We start from the raw sequence: 15,758 nt of genomic DNA, 5'->3' as shown, positions 1-15,758 counted from the left end.
CATTAACGTATATGAAAAAACTTATTCTATTCTTATTCTTAAGTACGAGCCTGTTCTGTTTCGGACAAGGCAAGAGTGCATTGAAAGACATCCAGTCTATCAAGTTCTATGGAGTGGACTACTCCCAAGCTAAAGTTTTCGGTGCAGATGAATCACCGATACAATTCAAAGATGCTTTCAGACGTATCAATGAGCTGTTTATCACAGAAGCAAAGAAGTATAACGTAGGAAAACAGTTGAAAAAAGAAGTAACGGAAATCTCACTGGATGCAGTCAATCAAGTGAACGAAAACATTAACTTGACCGAGCTGATGACTACCAAAAGAGACTATAGCCTTAGTAAAGAACAAATCAAAGCGGCTATCGAAGCATTACCTATTCAGAAAACGCCGGGCGTAGGTATGGTATTTATCGCACAGTTCCTGGATAAATCAAACAACAGAGGTACGTATGAAGTCGTATTCTTCAATACTGAAACAAAGGAGATCATTGAAGAATGGATAACAGATGGAAAAGCACGTGGTTTCGGATTGCGCAACTACTGGGCAGGATCTGTTTATAGCGCACTCAAGAAATTATAAACCAATAATATATATAAACATGAGAAAACTACTATTATTGCTGACTTTACTGTTAAGTATCAGTACTTATGTCGCAGCACAAAATTACACAGAAGTAGTGTATTTAAAGAATGGCAGCATTATCAAAGGAGTTATCATTGAGCAAGTGCCCAATGTTTCCTTAAAAATTAAAACAAGTGATGGCAGCCTCATCATCTGTCAGATGAGTGATGTGGAGAAAATCACTAAAGAAGAACGGTACACAAGAGATTACCGCAAAGAGGCCAACAACCGCAAAGCTGCAAGAAATACATTAAAAGGCTATAAAGGTTTCGTTGACTTTGCATACATCGGTGATGTCAGCGACTACAATGCCTCCAAAATTGAATTATCAACCTCACACGGTTATCAATTCAATAATTATTTCTTCGTTGGTGGTGGTGTTGCTCTCAACTACTATACGGATGCTGATCTTGTTGCAGCGCCAATCTATGCTAACTTCAGGGCTAACTTCATCAACAAAAGAGTGACGCCTTTTGCCGATGTAAAAACCGGATATGCTGTAGGAGACATAGAAGGAGCGTATGCTTCGATAGGAGTAGGAGTACGTTTTTCTTTAAAAGGGAAAAAGGCCTTGAATTTAGCTTTAATATATAACTTCCAGGATTATGAGATCTCAACAGATTATGGTTACAGTTCCGGAGGTTATTATTACCATTCCAGTTATGACGATACATGGGAGTTACACGGAGTAGGAGTCAGATTCGGTTTTGAATTCTAAATCTACTGTTTGTCTGTACCTTTTAACAACAAACAAACAATAAATCAAATTCGAACCATGAAAAAGACTATCACAACACTTCTACTATTGAGCTGCATTACTGCATTTTCATTTGCGCAAAGCATTGTTATGACTTCAGGAACTATCGACTTCATCAAGGACCAACAAGTGATACAATTCACTTTCTCTTATGATGAAATGCTGGTAGGAAAACTGACAGAAAGCGAATATGTAGACAAAAAGAGCTCTGAATATAATGCAAAAGAAGAGGGCAAAGGAGATCAATGGAAAGCTGCCTGGTATGGCGACCGTAAAGAACGATTTGAGCCAAAGTTCTTGGAACTTTTCGATAAATATATGAGCGAAGTTGGTATCACAGCAGGTACGGAAGGCGCTCAATATCGAATCGAAATCAATACAGACTTCACCGAGCCGGGCTGGAATGTGGGTGTCATGCGTCAGAATGCATCTGTCGACCTAAGCTGCAAAGTGAAGAAGATTGAAACGGGTGAGCAAGTAGCCTCTATCAGAATCCGTAATGCTTCTGCCAACAACTTTTGGGGTACTGATTTCACTTCCGGGTATCGCGTTCAGGAAACGTATGCCAAAGCAGGAAGAGAATTAGCCAAGTTCTTTATCAAAAAGGCGAAGTTACGCAAGATAAAAGACTAACTGGCTTGAACCACATTTGCCTACTATAAAGTTGAAAAAACATAGAAGTATCTGCCACCTGCAACAAAAAGCGCGTAATACGCTAGCTGACAAACAGTTGTAGCGTTGCAGATACCTGCGACAGATGCGTTGCAGATAAAGTATCTGCAACGCGTTATATAACCAAAGAAAACCCCTTGGTTTCTATATGTAAAGCTATAAGATAGTTTTGGTATCCATACGGAGAAACGGCAGTTTCCATACATAGGAACTGTCGTTTCCTGCCTTGGAAACGCTCGTTTCCTACCGTGGAAACTACAATTTCTAATACCGGAAACTCCAGTTCCCCGCCTGGAAACTGGAGTTTAATGCATTTAATAAACTTCCGTACTCATAGGAAATAGGTTTATGTATAGATTATACAGTGTGGCAGATACTCTATCTGCAACGCATCTGCAACAGGTATCTGCAACGCTACAACTAGTTGTAAACTAATATATTATACGCGTTTTGTTGCAGGTGGCAGATACTTCAATGTTTTTTCAACTTTATGGAGGAAGGAATATATCACAATTATGCTCATAACTGTAAAACAGTTGGATGAAGCACTCTCCCATCCGTTATTGAGCTAAATAAATGCTCTCATTAAAGAGTAGTATTAATGAATATAAAGAATATTAGGCACCTTACGCTCCCCAGCATGATCAAACCGCCCATTATCACAAGGATAATTAACGACTCCATCATCCGATGCACCGGACAGCCAAAGGGTAGTAGACCCGCCTCCATCCAAATTTAACGCATCCTCACCTCCTAAAATACGAATCAAGTGTGCCAGTTCCGGAATATTCACCCCTTCGGCTTGCTCCGGGAAACGTCCGTCTACGGTTATCAACAATATTTTCCCCTCCTTAGTGGTGGCAACAGCACTACGAGGATGCTTGGTTCGGATAAAATTCGCACCACATGAATTCCAATCGCAAATCTGTCCGTCTTTCAGCATCAGCGGACCGGAAGCAAGTACCATACCTGTTTCCCCTTCATATTCTTTTTCTATCTGCCTGCTCCAGGGAATTAACTTTATCTTCCCTTTATGTACATGCATAGCTCCTGTGACACGCAGTTTACATTCGCTCAAAGTGGTTGTGTCAACAACCTGATTGCCCACTTTCAGGAAACAAACCGAATTTCCCCGCTTCATATCAAAGTAGGAACCATTAATTGCTGCAATGCCACGATGTTCTGAAGCAATCCGGCTCGTCTCTTTCATCTCATCCGAAACGGCAATATCGACTTTCAAACCTGCGCCGGGTTCTATTTCTATCAGACTAACAGACTGGATCCCCTGATATAATCGAGGGATAGAAGCATACTTATGAATTATTCCTTTTTGAGGACTTTCCACCTTCCATTGGGCAGACACGATCGCCAGTGAATCCGACACAGTTTGCCCTTTTATTATTCCGATAGAGCATAAAATCAGGATAGCGATTAACAAGTTTCTTTTTATCATAAACAGAGAAATCTCACAAATTTAATTCTTTGCACTTTTTACAAAGATAGACAAAAGAAATCAGCCTCCAAAAAGTCAGCCTTGAAATATTTTCGTCTTATCTACTATACACTTCCGCTTTTTTTCGTACTTTTACCCCTTGTTGGGAAGAAGTGCCTTTCCAACCCTTGAGAACAGAAAAAGAAAAAACAATATATAAAATGAATCACAAATGGAATTATCGACCCATTACACCCGAACAGGCAGAGACAAGCCAGACATTGGCCCAGGAATTAGGGATTAGCCCGATTCTTGGACAACTTTTGGTACAGCGGGGAATTACGAAGGCAGCAGATGCCAAAAAGTTTTTCCGCCCGCAGTTGCCCGACCTGCACGATCCGTTCCTGATGAAGGATATGGATATTGCAGTAGAACGTCTGAACAGGGCGATGGGAAAGAAAGAACGTATTCTAATTTATGGAGATTATGACGTAGACGGTACTACTGCCGTGGCATTGGTCTACAAGTTTATTCAACAGTTCTATTCGAACCTTGATTACTACATACCCGACCGCTACAACGAAGGGTATGGCATTTCTAAAAAAGGAGTGGACTACGCCGCTGAAACCGGTGTGGGACTGATTATTGTACTCGATTGCGGAATAAAAGCAGTAGAGGAAATCACGTATGCCAAAGAAAAAGGGATTGACTTTATCATCTGCGACCATCACGTGCCGGATGATATTCTCCCGCCTGCCGTAGCTATATTGAACGCCAAACGCCTGGACAATACGTACCCGTACACCCACCTTTCCGGTTGTGGAGTCGGTTTCAAGTTTATGCAGGCGTTCGCCATTAGTAACGGTATCGAATTCCATCATCTGATTCCGTTGCTCGACATCGTAGCCGTGAGTATCGCATCGGACATCGTTCCGATTATGGGTGAAAACCGTATTCTCGCCTACCACGGTCTGAAACAACTGAACAGTAACCCGAGTATCGGCATGAAGGCCATCATCGATGTATGCGGACTTTCTGAAAAAGAAATTACTGTCAGCGATATTGTGTTTAAAATCGGACCGCGCATCAATGCATCGGGACGTATTCAGAATGGGAAAGAAGCAGTAGACCTGCTGACGGAAAAAGACTTCTCGGCGGCACTTGAGAAAGCCGGACAAATCAACCAGTACAACGAAACCCGGAAAGACCTCGACAAAAGTATGACGGAGGAAGCAAACAACATCGTTGCCAATCTGGAAGGATTAGCCGACCGCCGCTCTATTGTGCTCTACAACGAAGAATGGCACAAAGGAGTGATCGGTATCGTAGCTTCCCGTCTGACGGAAGTGTATTACCGCCCTGCCGTGGTACTGACACGGACGGATGACATGGCGACAGGTTCCGCACGTTCTGTTTCCGGCTTCGACGTATATAAAGCAATCGAGCATTGCCGCGACCTGCTGGAAAACTTCGGAGGACATACATACGCCGCCGGACTATCAATGAAAGTGGAGAATGTGGATGCTTTTACCAAACGGTTCGAAGACTACGTTTCACGGCATATCCTGCCGGAACAAACCAGTGCCGTCATCGAAATTGATGCTGAAATCGACTTCAGGGATATTTCTTCCAAATTCTTCAACGACCTGAAAAAGTTTAATCCTTTCGGTCCCGACAACACGAAACCCATTTTCTGCACTCATCACGTCTATGATTATGGAACAAGCAAAGTGGTGGGACGCGACCAGGAACATATCAAGCTCGAACTGGTTGATAATAAATCGAATAATGTAATGAACGGTATTGCGTTCGGACAGAGTTCGCACGTGCGCTATATCAAAACGAAACGTTCGTTCGACATCTGTTACACCATTGAAGAAAACACGCATAAGCGTGGCGAAGTTCAACTTCAAATCGAGGATATAAAGCCGATTGAATAAGTATCAGGAGATATTAAAACAATATTGGGGATATGACTCCTTCCGCGACTTGCAGGAGGAGATCATCACCAGTATCGGCGAAGGCAAAGATACACTGGGGCTCATGCCTACCGGAGGCGGTAAGTCCATCACCTTTCAAGTGCCTGCTCTCGCCCAGGAAGGAATTTGCATTGTCATTACTCCGCTCATCGCCCTGATGAAAGACCAGGTGCAGAACCTCCGCAAACGCGGTATCAAAGCCCTTGCCGTATATTCCGGCATGACGCGGCAGGAAATTCTCACTGCACTTGAAAACTGCATCTTCGGTGATTACAAATTCCTTTATATTTCTCCGGAACGTCTGGACACGGACATATTCCGCACCAAACTGCGGTCAATGAAAGTCTCTATGATTACGGTTGACGAAAGTCACTGTATCTCACAATGGGGATATGACTTCCGCCCCGCTTACCTGAAAATTGCCGAGATACGGGCGCTGTTACCGGGAATTCCGGTACTGGCACTGACCGCCACCGCCACTCCGGAAGTGGTGAAAGATATTCAAGCCCGCTTGGATTTCCGTGAAGAGAATGTTTTCCGCATGAGTTTCGAGCGGAAAAACTTGGCGTATATGGTACGGCAAACAGATAACAAGACTCAAGAACTGTTGCATATCTTACGAAAGGTACCGGGCAGCGCCATTATCTATGTCCGCAACAGACGACGGACCAAAGAAATCACCGAATTACTGGTAAATGAAGATATCACCGCCGACTTTTATCACGCCGGACTGGATAATGCCGTAAAGGACCTCCGTCAAAAACGCTGGCAAAGCGGAGAAGTTCGCGTGATGGTAGCTACCAATGCCTTTGGCATGGGGATCGATAAGCCTGATGTGCGTATCGTATTACATCTTGACCTCCCTGATTCTCTCGAAGCCTACTTTCAGGAAGCCGGACGTGCAGGAAGAGACGGTGAGAAAGCGTATGCCGTAATCTTATATACTAAAACGGACAGAACGACGTTACACAGGCGTGTAGTGGATACTTTTCCCGATAAAGAATATATCCTCAATGTGTACGAGCATCTGCAATATTACTATCAGATGGCAATGGGCGACGGTTTCCAATGTGTACGTGAATTTAACTTGGAAGAGTTTTGCCGGAAGTTCAAATACTTCCCGGTTCCGGTAGACAGTGCGCTGAAGATACTGACTCAAGCAGGTTATCTGGAATATACGGACGAACAGGACAACGCTTCCCGTATTCTTTTTACGATTCGCCGGGACGAACTGTACAAACTGCGGGAAATGGGAACGGAAGCGGAAGCTCTGATACAGATGATTCTCCGTTCTTACACCGGAGTGTTCACCGATTATGCCTATATCAGCGAAGCCACCCTGTCCGTACGTACCGGACTGACCCGCGAACAGATTTATAACATATTGGTCACGCTTACCAAACGTCGCATCGTAGATTATATTCCGCACAAAAAGACTCCTTATATTATATATACACGCGAACGGCAGGAACTTCGTTTTGTGCACATCCCCCCTGCTGTCTACGAAGAGCGTAAAGCCCGGTATGAAGCTCGCATCAAGGCGATGGAAGAATATGTCATTTCGGAGAATGTGTGCCGAAGCCGGATGCTGCTCCGCTACTTCGGAGAGAAAAACGAGCATAACTGCGGACAATGTGATGTTTGCCTTAGTCACCGTGCAACAGATACGCTGACCGGGGAGTCTCTTGAAGAACTGAAAAAGAAAATAGCAGAATTACTTGCCCAAAAACCGCATACGCCGGCAGAAATAGCCGAGAAAATAGAAGCGGAGAAAGAGAGAGTCAGTGAAGTCATCCAATATTTATTGGAGGAAGGTGAATGGAAGATGCAGGATGGAATGATACATATTTCAAAATAAGTTACTACCTTTGCAAGGTAACTCAAAAATAACACAGTCATGCCGAACTTTTTTAAATCTTTCTTCTCCGGTAAGTCGGAAACTCCGGAAAGTGAAAAACAGAAAAACGATCAGAAAAATTTCGAGATTTTTAAATACGACGGTTTACGTGCGCAACGCATGGGACGTCCGGATTATGCAGTAAAATGTTTTACAGAAGCTCTTGCCATTCAGGAAGAGTTTGAAACAATGGGCTATCTTAGCCAACTCTACATTCAGATGGGAGAAACGGCAAAAGCCCGCGAACTGTTGGAAAAAATGGCTGCCATGGAACCTCATCTCACGAGTACTTTCCTGACACTGGCAAATGTATGCTTTATCCAGGAAGATTATCAGGCCATGGAAGAGGCTGCCAATAAAGCAATTGCCATTGAGGAAGGAAATGCCGTAGCTCATTATCTGCTAGGAAAAGCCCGTAAGGGACAAAACGACGACCTAATGACCATTGCCCATCTCACCAAAGCGATCACTTTGAAAGACGATTTCATCGAAGCCCGCCTGCTACGTGCAGAAGCTTTGCTGAACCTGAAACAGTATAAAGAAATGATGGAGGATATAGACGCTGTACTTGCTCAAAATCCGGAGGAAGAAACTGCCATGCTCCTGCGTGGAAAAGTGAAAGAATCCAACGGTCAGGGCGAAGAAGCGGAAGAGGATTACAAACTGGTGACGGAAATAAACCCGTTCAACGAACAGGCTTACCTTTACTTAGGACAACTTTATATCAATCAGAAGAAGCTGACGGAAGCCATCGGACTGTTTGATGAAGCCATCGAACTGAATCCGAACTTTGCAGAGGCCTACAAAGAACGCGGACGTGCTAAATTACTGAATGGTGATAAGGATGGTTCTGTAGAGGACATGAAGAAATCTTTGGAACTGAATCCGAAGGAGGAAGCTGGTCTGAATGGAGAATTCAAAAACTTGGGACCGAAACCGGAGGCACTGCCGGGAATCTTTTAAAATAAGACCGAAAGCCTATCATTATATAGTGTAGGAACTATCAGAAACGACGGATTGACATCAACATTGATAAGGCTGAAAGCCTTCCATTATATAGCGTAGGGCATCGCCCTACGTATTTATAAAACCCAAATACAAGCCCTGAAAGGGCGGAACATGAACTAACTATATGCCACAATCCCTATCAAAGAACTATATTCATCTGACTTTCAGCACTAAATACAGGAAGGACAGTATAAACGAGGATAAATTATCAGAAATATCCAAATACATCTCCGGCATTCTGAAAAACATAGACTGCCCACCTATCATAGTAGGCGGATTTACCAATCATATACATATCCTATGTATTCTCAACAAAAACATCGCATTATCCAAAATGGTAGAAGAAGTAAAACGTAGTTCGTCAAAATGGATAAAAAGTTTAGGACCCTCATATCATGATTTCTCCTGGCAAGAAGGATATGGAGCTTTCTCAGTCAGTCAATCAAAAGTTGAGACTGTAACTCGATATATTCTGGGACAAAAAGAGCATCACAAAAAAATGACCTTCCAAGATGAACTGAAAATGTTTCTAAAAGAATATCAGGTTGAATATAATGAAGAGTTTATATAGAATCATACCATGAAAGACGTAAACGTCCAAGCAGTTCCGCCCTTTCAGGGCTTATGTTAGGTGTATGCTTTTACGTAGGGCGATGCCCTACGCTATATAATAGAAGGCTTTCAGCCTTAATGAAAGAAAAGGCTACACGCAAACCAGAGAAAGACGACATGTAAAGCTCAAAACAGAATAACCTTTTCATTTGTTTTTGATGAAAAAACAAAAAAAATATCGTTTTTTGTTTGCATCTAACAGAAAATTATTACTTTTGCCCCAGAATTAGAAACCAAAGCAAAAAACAAAGATTCGAATGAAATCATTTACTTATGCATATTACTTCTTTTTTTACTTTTACTTTAGCAACAAAGTAGAGCGGGAGTTTGTATGTATCAAGTGACAGTGATGCTTAAGGACTGAATAGAGAAATCAATCATATGAATCCCGCTCCAATATGGACGCGGGATTTTTTTTATATAATACATTAGAACAATGAAAAAGATAGCAATTCAAGGAACACTCGGCTCATATCATGATATCGCCGCACACAAGTACTTCGAGGGAGAAGAAATAGAGTTAATCTGTTGTGCCAACTTCGAAGACGTGTTTACTTCGATACGAAAAGACAGCCAGGTTATCGGAATGCTAGCCATCGAGAATACGATTGCGGGAAGCTTGCTGCACAACAATGAGTTGCTGCGACAAAGCGGCACACAAATCATCGGTGAATACAAACTGCGTATCTCGCACAGCTTCGTCTGTCTCCCTGATGAGAGTTGGGAAGATCTGACTGAAGTCAACTCCCACCCTATCGCTCTGATGCAGTGTCGCGAATTTCTGAACCAACATCCACAGTTGAAAGTAGTGGAAGGTGAAGATACCGCCCGTAGCGCGGAAATCATCAAGAATGAAAACCTGAAAGGCCATGCCGCCATCTGCTCTAAAGCTGCCGCCGAACGTTATGGCATGAAAATCCTTCAGGAAGGTATTGAAACAAACAAACACAACTTCACCCGTTTTCTGGTAGTTGCCGATCCCTGGCAAGTGGACGAACTCCGCCAACATCATGTCAACGCAACCAACAAGGCAAGTATGGTATTCACTCTTCCGCACACGGAAGGCAGTCTGTCGCAGGTTTTGTCTATTCTATCGTTCTATAATATCAATCTGACAAAAATCCAATCGTTGCCAATCATCGGACGGGAATGGGAATACCAATTTTACGTAGATGTAGCTTTCAACGATTATCTAAGATACAAGCAATCTATTGCCGCAATCACTCCATTAACCAAAGAACTTAAATTATTAGGCGAATATGCAGAAGGAAAATCAAACGTATAAAATCGCTCCTGCCGACAGATTGGCAAGTGTTAGCGAATACTACTTCTCAAAGAAACTTAAAGAGGTAGCACAGATGAATGCTGAAGGAAAAGATGTCATCAGCCTCGGTATCGGAAGCCCCGATATGCCTCCTTCAAGGGAAACCATCGAAACATTGTGCAACAATGCTCATGATCCTAACGGACACGGTTATCAACCGTATGTAGGTATCCCCGAACTGCGCAAAGGTTTCGCCAATTGGTATCAACGCTGGTACGGAGTGGAACTGAATCCGAATACGGAAATACAACCATTGATCGGTTCGAAAGAAGGAATCCTCCATGTTACGCTGGCATTTGTCAATCCGGGTGAGCAGGTGTTAGTCCCGAATCCGGGATACCCCACCTATACTTCTTTAAGTAAAATACTTGGCGCGGAAGTTATCAACTATGACCTGAAAGAAGAAGACGGTTGGATGCCCGACTTTGAGGCACTGGAAAAGATGGATCTTAGTCGTGTAAAACTGATGTGGACCAACTATCCCAACATGCCGACAGGAGCCAATGCTACTCCGGAAATCTATGAGCGTCTTGTTGATTTTGCCCGCCGAAAGAATATCGTGATTGTGAACGACAATCCGTACAGCTTTATCCTGAACGATAAGCCTATCAGTATTCTAAGTGTGCCGGGAGCCAAAGACTGTTGCATCGAGTTCAACTCTATGAGCAAGAGCCACAATATGCCCGGCTGGCGTATCGGTATGCTGGCATCGAACGCGGAGTTCGTGCAATGGATATTGAAAGTGAAAAGTAATATCGACAGCGGTATGTTCCGTGCCATGCAATTGGCTGCAGCAACTGCTCTTGAAGCAGAAGCAGACTGGTATGAAGGCAATAACGAAAACTATCGCAACCGTCGTCACCTCGCCGGTGAAATTATGAAAACATTGGGATGCACCTACGACGAAAAACAAGTAGGAATGTTCCTTTGGGGAAAGATTCCCGCTTCCTGCAAGGATGTAGAGGAACTGACGGAAAAGGTGCTGCATGAAGCAAGAGTGTTTATCACTCCGGGATTTATTTTCGGCAGTAACGGAGCAAGATATATTCGTATCTCTCTTTGTTGCAAAGACAATAAACTGGCGGAAGCACTGGAAAGAATAAAAAGAATATAGGTTTCTGTTGTTCTCTCTTCAAAAAAAAGAAGAAAACAGCAGCATAATGAGACAGAACAAATTCAACGAAAACAAGTTATTAAAAGAATAAAAACAAATAAGAATATGGAACTCGAATCAATTTTATTACCGGGCATTGAAGCTAAAAGACCGATTGTCATTGCCGGCCCTTGTAGCGCAGAAACTGAAGAACAAGTAATGGATACAGCCAAACAACTGGCTGCAAAAGGACAGAAAATATACCGTGCCGGCATCTGGAAACCGCGTACCAAACCGGGAGGTTTCGAAGGTATCGGCGTAGAAGGTCTTGCCTGGTTGAAAGAGGTAAAGAAAGAAACAGGAATGTATGTTTCTACGGAAGTAGCAACAGCCAAACATGTTTACGAATGTCTGAAAGCGGGAATCGATATTCTTTGGGTAGGCGCACGTACCACTGCCAATCCTTTCGCCGTACAGGAAATCGCTGATGCGCTGAAAGGTGTTGATATCCCTGTATTGGTTAAGAACCCGGTGAACCCGGATCTCGAATTATGGATCGGAGCACTGGAACGTATCAACAACGCTGGTTTGAAACGCCTGGGGGCTATCCACCGTGGTTTCAGCAGCTATGACAAGAAGATCTACCGTAATCTTCCCCAATGGCATATTCCTATCGAACTGCGCCGCCGTATCCCTAATCTTCCGATTTTCTGTGATCCGAGTCATATCGGTGGAAAACGTGAGTTAGTAGCTCCGCTTTGCCAACAGGCGATGGACTTGAACTTCGACGGTCTGATCGTAGAAAGCCACTGCAACCCGGATTGCGCTTGGAGCGATGCTTCCCAACAGGTTACTCCGGACGTACTCGACTATATCCTCAATCTGCTGGTGATCCGTACTGAAACGCAATCTACCGAAAGTCTGGCACAACTCCGTAAACAAATTGACGAATGTGACGACAATATCATTCAGGAACTATCAAAAAGAATGCGCGTAGCCCGCGAAATCGGTACTTACAAAAAAGAGCATGGAATCACCGTTCTTCAAGCCGGACGTTACAATGAAATCTTGGAAAAACGTGGCGCGCAGGGCGAACAGTGTGGTATGGACAGCGAGTTTATGAAGAAAATTTTCGAAGCCATCCACGAAGAATCGGTTCGTCAACAGATGGGAATTATTAATAAATAAAAAGCAGCCTCTCCACTAACCCTCTTCCAAAGAGAGGAAAGAAAGTAACCTCCTGTTCATATTGACAAGAGTAACTTTCAGTCTGTTCTCCTTGGGAGAGGGTTAGGGAAAGGATTTTTAAATAAACATTATGAGAATATTAATCCTTGGAGCCGGCAAAATGGGCTCTTTCTTTACTGATATATTAAGCTTTCAACATGAGACGGCCGTGTTCGACGTCAACCCGCACCAGTTGCGTTTTGTCTATAACACGTATCGTTTCACCACATTGGAGGAGATTAAGGACTTTGAACCGGAACTGGTTATTAATGCCGTTACAGTGAAGTACACGCTGGATGCCTTTCATAAAGTATTGCCTGTGTTACCGAAAGACTGTATCATTAGTGACATTGCCTCTGTAAAAACAGGACTGAAGAAGTTTTATGAAGAAAGCGGTTTCCGTTATGTCTCCAGCCACCCGATGTTTGGCCCTACTTTTGCTAGTCTTAGTAATCTAAGCAGCGAGAATGCCATCATCATCAGTGAAGGAGACCATCTGGGAAAAATATTCTTCAAAGATCTCTATCAGACATTGCGTTTAAACATCTTCGAATATACGTTCGACGAACACGACGAAACAGTAGCTTACTCGCTTTCTATTCCGTTCGTATCGACTTTTGTATTTGCTGCCGTAATGAAACATCAGGAAGCTCCGGGAACTACGTTCAAAAAGCACATGGCAATTGCCAAAGGCCTATTAAGCGAAGACGACTACCTGCTTCAGGAAATCCTGTTCAACCCACGCACTCCGGGACAGGTAGCCAATATCCGCACGGAGTTGAAGAATCTTCTCGAAATTATCGAGAACAAAGATGCGGAAGGAATGAAAAAGTATCTGACTAAGATTCGGGAGAAGATTAAATAATCCATTATCTATTATATAGAGAGGGATCAGGGGAAATAATAATCTTCCGTGTGCCTCTCCGGTTACAGAACCATCCCATATATAGGCAAGATTTAACGATCCTCTGCATACTTTTTTGTTTGCAGGGGATTTTTTTATGTGTACCTTTGTATCCGCAAAAACGGATTCACAGGAGAAAGAATGATAGATCAAGTTACCATAGACCGGATATTGGACGCGGCACAAATTATGGATGTCGTTTCGGATTTTGTCACCCTGCGCAAACGTGGTGTCAATTACGTCGGTTTGTGTCCGTTCCACAGTGATAAAACCCCTTCTTTTTATGTCTCTCCCGCCAAAGGATTATGCAAATGTTTTGCTTGTGGAAAAGGTGGAAACGCAGTGCATTTCATTATGGAGCACGAGCAGATGTCATATCCGGAAGCGCTGAAGTATCTTGCCAAGAAATACAATATTGAAATCAAGGAGCGGGAATTAAGCGATGAAGAGAAGTTTGTGCAAAGCGAACGTGAAAGTCTGTTTATCGTCAATAACTTTGCGCGCGATTATTTCCAAAACATACTAAAAAATCATATAGACGGGCGTAGCATCGGTATGGCTTATTTCCGCAACCGTGGCTTTCGCGATGACATTATTGAGAAATTCCAATTAGGCTACTGTACTGAAAGTCACGATGCATTCGCCAAAGAGGCAATCCAAAAAGGATATAAGAAGGAGTATCTGGTAAAGACCGGACTTTGCTACGAAACGGATGACCACCGATTGCGAGATCGTTTTTGGGGACGTGTGATTTTCCCTGTCCATACGCTTTCCGGTAAAGTGGTGGCTTTTGGCGGACGTGTACTTGCCAGTGCAACGAAAGGGGTTAAAGTAAAATACGTCAATTCACCCGAATCGGAAATCTATCATAAAAGTAACGAATTATACGGTATATATTTTGCCAAACAGGCTATTGTAAAACAAGACCGTTGTTTTTTGGTTGAAGGTTACACGGATGTAATCTCCATGCATCAATCCGGTATAGAGAATGTGGTTGCTTCTTCGGGAACAGCCCTTACACCGGGACAAATCCGTATGATTCACCGGTTCACCAACAATATGACTGTGCTTTACGATGGTGACGCAGCGGGTATCAAGGCCTCTATCCGGGGAATTGACATGTTATTGGAGGAAGGTATGAATATCAAAGTCTGTCTTCTTCCCGATGGGGACGACCCGGACTCTTTTGCCCGCAAACATAACTCAACGGAATTCCAGGCTTTCATCTCTGAACATGAAACGGACTTTATCCGCTTCAAAACAAACTTGCTGCTGGAGGATGCAGGAAAAGATCCCATCAAGCGTGCGGAACTGATTGGTAACTTGGTGCAAAGTATTTCTGTTATCCCGGAAGCGATTGTCAGAGATGTCTATATCAAAGAATGTGCACAGCTACTTCATGTAGAAGATAAGCTGTTGGTATCGGAAGTTGCCAAAAGACGGGAAACTCAAGCAGAGAAACGAGCTGAACAGACGGAACGGGAACGCCGGATGGCTGAAAGAACAGCTACAATGTCTCAAGGGACACCGTCTGAAAATGCTCCGATGCCCAACGGAGATATTCCGTTGCCTCCTGAAATAGATAACGGATATACAGAGGTTCCTCCCGCTCTGCAGGAAGACAACTATGCATCTTTTATCCCCCAGGAAGGAAAGGAAGGACAAGAATTCTACAAATTCGAACGGCTGATATTACAAGCGGTAGTTCGTTATGGAGAAAAAATCATGTGTAACCTGACTGATGAAGAAGGAAACGAGATTCCGGTAACCGTTATAGAATATGTGATTAATGATTTGAAAGAAGATGAGTTAGCTTTTCATAATCCGTTGCACCGCCAAATGTTATCGGAAGCTGCTGCACACATGCATGATTCCAATTTCATTGCTGAACGTTATTTCCTGGCACATCCTGATCCGGTAATCAGTAAATTGAGTGTGGATTTGATTAATGTGCGGTATCAGCTTAGTAAATACCACTCCAAATCCCAAAAGATCGTAACAGATGAAGAGCGTCTCTATGAAATGGTTCCAATGTTAATGATTAACTTCAAATATGCAATCGTAACGGAGGAATTGAAGCACATGCTTTATGCCCTGCAAGATCCTGCTCTTGCCCATGATAATGAAAAATGTGACTCGCTTATGAAACGCTTTAATGAGTTGAAGACCGTACAAAGCATCATGGCAAAACGATTGGGTGACAGGGTTGTTCTGCGATGATTCCTCATCG

13 protein-coding genes are annotated in these 15,758 nt (G+C 43.3%); 12 read left to right on the top strand and 1 reads right to left on the bottom strand.

From position 1 onward, the window contains the following. The first annotated feature begins 11 nt into the window (after window positions 1-11). From KFO40_RS04755 to KFO40_RS04745, 3 genes are read left to right on the top strand one after another with little or no spacing between them, the layout of a single operon-like run. Window positions 12-581: a hypothetical protein gene (locus tag KFO40_RS04755; RefSeq protein WP_211146127.1), complete on the top strand. Its 570-nt coding sequence runs from the start codon at window positions 12-14 to the stop codon at window positions 579-581. A 19-nt stretch (window positions 582-600) separates the two neighbouring features. Further along, on the top strand, window positions 601-1,341 hold the full coding sequence (locus KFO40_RS04750) for a hypothetical protein (RefSeq protein WP_117811263.1): 741 nt from the start codon (window positions 601-603) through the stop codon (window positions 1,339-1,341). A gap of 57 nt (window positions 1,342-1,398) precedes the next feature. After that, window positions 1,399-2,013 (top strand): hypothetical protein, encoded by a 615-nt coding sequence (locus KFO40_RS04745; protein WP_049701827.1) that lies wholly within the window; start codon window positions 1,399-1,401, stop codon window positions 2,011-2,013. Between the two features lie 637 nt (window positions 2,014-2,650). On the opposite strand, the gene KFO40_RS04740 is transcribed toward KFO40_RS04745, so the two are convergent. Continuing rightward, complete coding sequence (locus KFO40_RS04740; protein ID WP_211146126.1) at window positions 2,651-3,505, bottom strand: phosphodiester glycosidase family protein; 855 nt, start codon at window positions 3,503-3,505, stop codon at window positions 2,651-2,653. Window positions 3,506-3,705: 200 nt separating this feature from the next. Between KFO40_RS04740 and recJ the strand changes: the two genes are divergently transcribed. The 9 genes from recJ to dnaG all read left to right on the top strand — a co-directional run bounded on the left by recJ (window position 3,706) and on the right by dnaG (window position 15,748). Beyond that, window positions 3,706-5,424, top strand: coding sequence for a single-stranded-DNA-specific exonuclease RecJ (recJ, locus tag KFO40_RS04735; RefSeq protein WP_008016000.1), 1,719 nt, complete (start codon window positions 3,706-3,708; stop codon window positions 5,422-5,424). Next, entirely contained in the window at window positions 5,417-7,321 is a 1,905-nt protein-coding gene (locus KFO40_RS04730) for an ATP-dependent DNA helicase RecQ (protein WP_004311061.1), read from the top strand. Before recJ ends, KFO40_RS04730 begins: the two co-directional genes overlap by 8 nt. A 39-nt stretch (window positions 7,322-7,360) precedes the next feature. Continuing rightward, on the top strand, window positions 7,361-8,323 hold the full coding sequence (locus KFO40_RS04725) for a tetratricopeptide repeat protein (protein WP_044133046.1): 963 nt from the start codon (window positions 7,361-7,363) through the stop codon (window positions 8,321-8,323). A 169-nt stretch (window positions 8,324-8,492) separates the two neighbouring features. After that, window positions 8,493-8,939: a transposase gene (locus tag KFO40_RS04720; protein WP_004307855.1), complete on the top strand. Its 447-nt coding sequence runs from the start codon at window positions 8,493-8,495 to the stop codon at window positions 8,937-8,939. Window positions 8,940-9,416: 477 nt separating this feature from the next. Then, window positions 9,417-10,265: a prephenate dehydratase gene (locus KFO40_RS04715; RefSeq protein WP_004315471.1), complete on the top strand. Its 849-nt coding sequence runs from the start codon at window positions 9,417-9,419 to the stop codon at window positions 10,263-10,265. Beyond that, window positions 10,240-11,418, top strand: a complete 1,179-nt coding sequence (locus tag KFO40_RS04710; protein WP_087318138.1) for a pyridoxal phosphate-dependent aminotransferase — start codon at window positions 10,240-10,242, stop codon at window positions 11,416-11,418. The genes KFO40_RS04715 and KFO40_RS04710 overlap by 26 nt, the downstream gene beginning before the upstream one ends. A gap of 105 nt (window positions 11,419-11,523) precedes the next feature. Next, entirely contained in the window at window positions 11,524-12,585 is a 1,062-nt protein-coding gene (locus tag KFO40_RS04705; RefSeq protein WP_211146125.1) for a bifunctional 3-deoxy-7-phosphoheptulonate synthase/chorismate mutase type II, read from the top strand. Window positions 12,586-12,715: 130 nt separating this feature from the next. Further along, a complete protein-coding gene (locus KFO40_RS04700; RefSeq protein ID WP_004307851.1) occupies window positions 12,716-13,489 on the top strand; it encodes a prephenate dehydrogenase in 774 nt (257 codons plus the stop codon). A gap of 180 nt (window positions 13,490-13,669) precedes the next feature. After that, window positions 13,670-15,748 carry a DNA primase gene (dnaG, locus tag KFO40_RS04695; protein WP_032851002.1) on the top strand — a complete coding sequence of 693 codons (2,079 nt, stop codon included), beginning with the start codon at window positions 13,670-13,672 and terminating at the stop codon, window positions 15,746-15,748. Window positions 15,749-15,758 lie beyond the last annotated feature (10 nt).

It is taken from the genome of Bacteroides sp. 1001302B_160321_D4 (genome assembly GCF_015667765.1).
In the GTDB taxonomy this organism is placed as follows: Bacteria; Bacteroidota; Bacteroidia; order Bacteroidales; family Bacteroidaceae; genus Bacteroides; species Bacteroides xylanisolvens.
The sequence above is the reverse complement of the archived record's forward strand: the minus strand, read 5'-3'. Positions and strand labels throughout refer to the sequence as shown.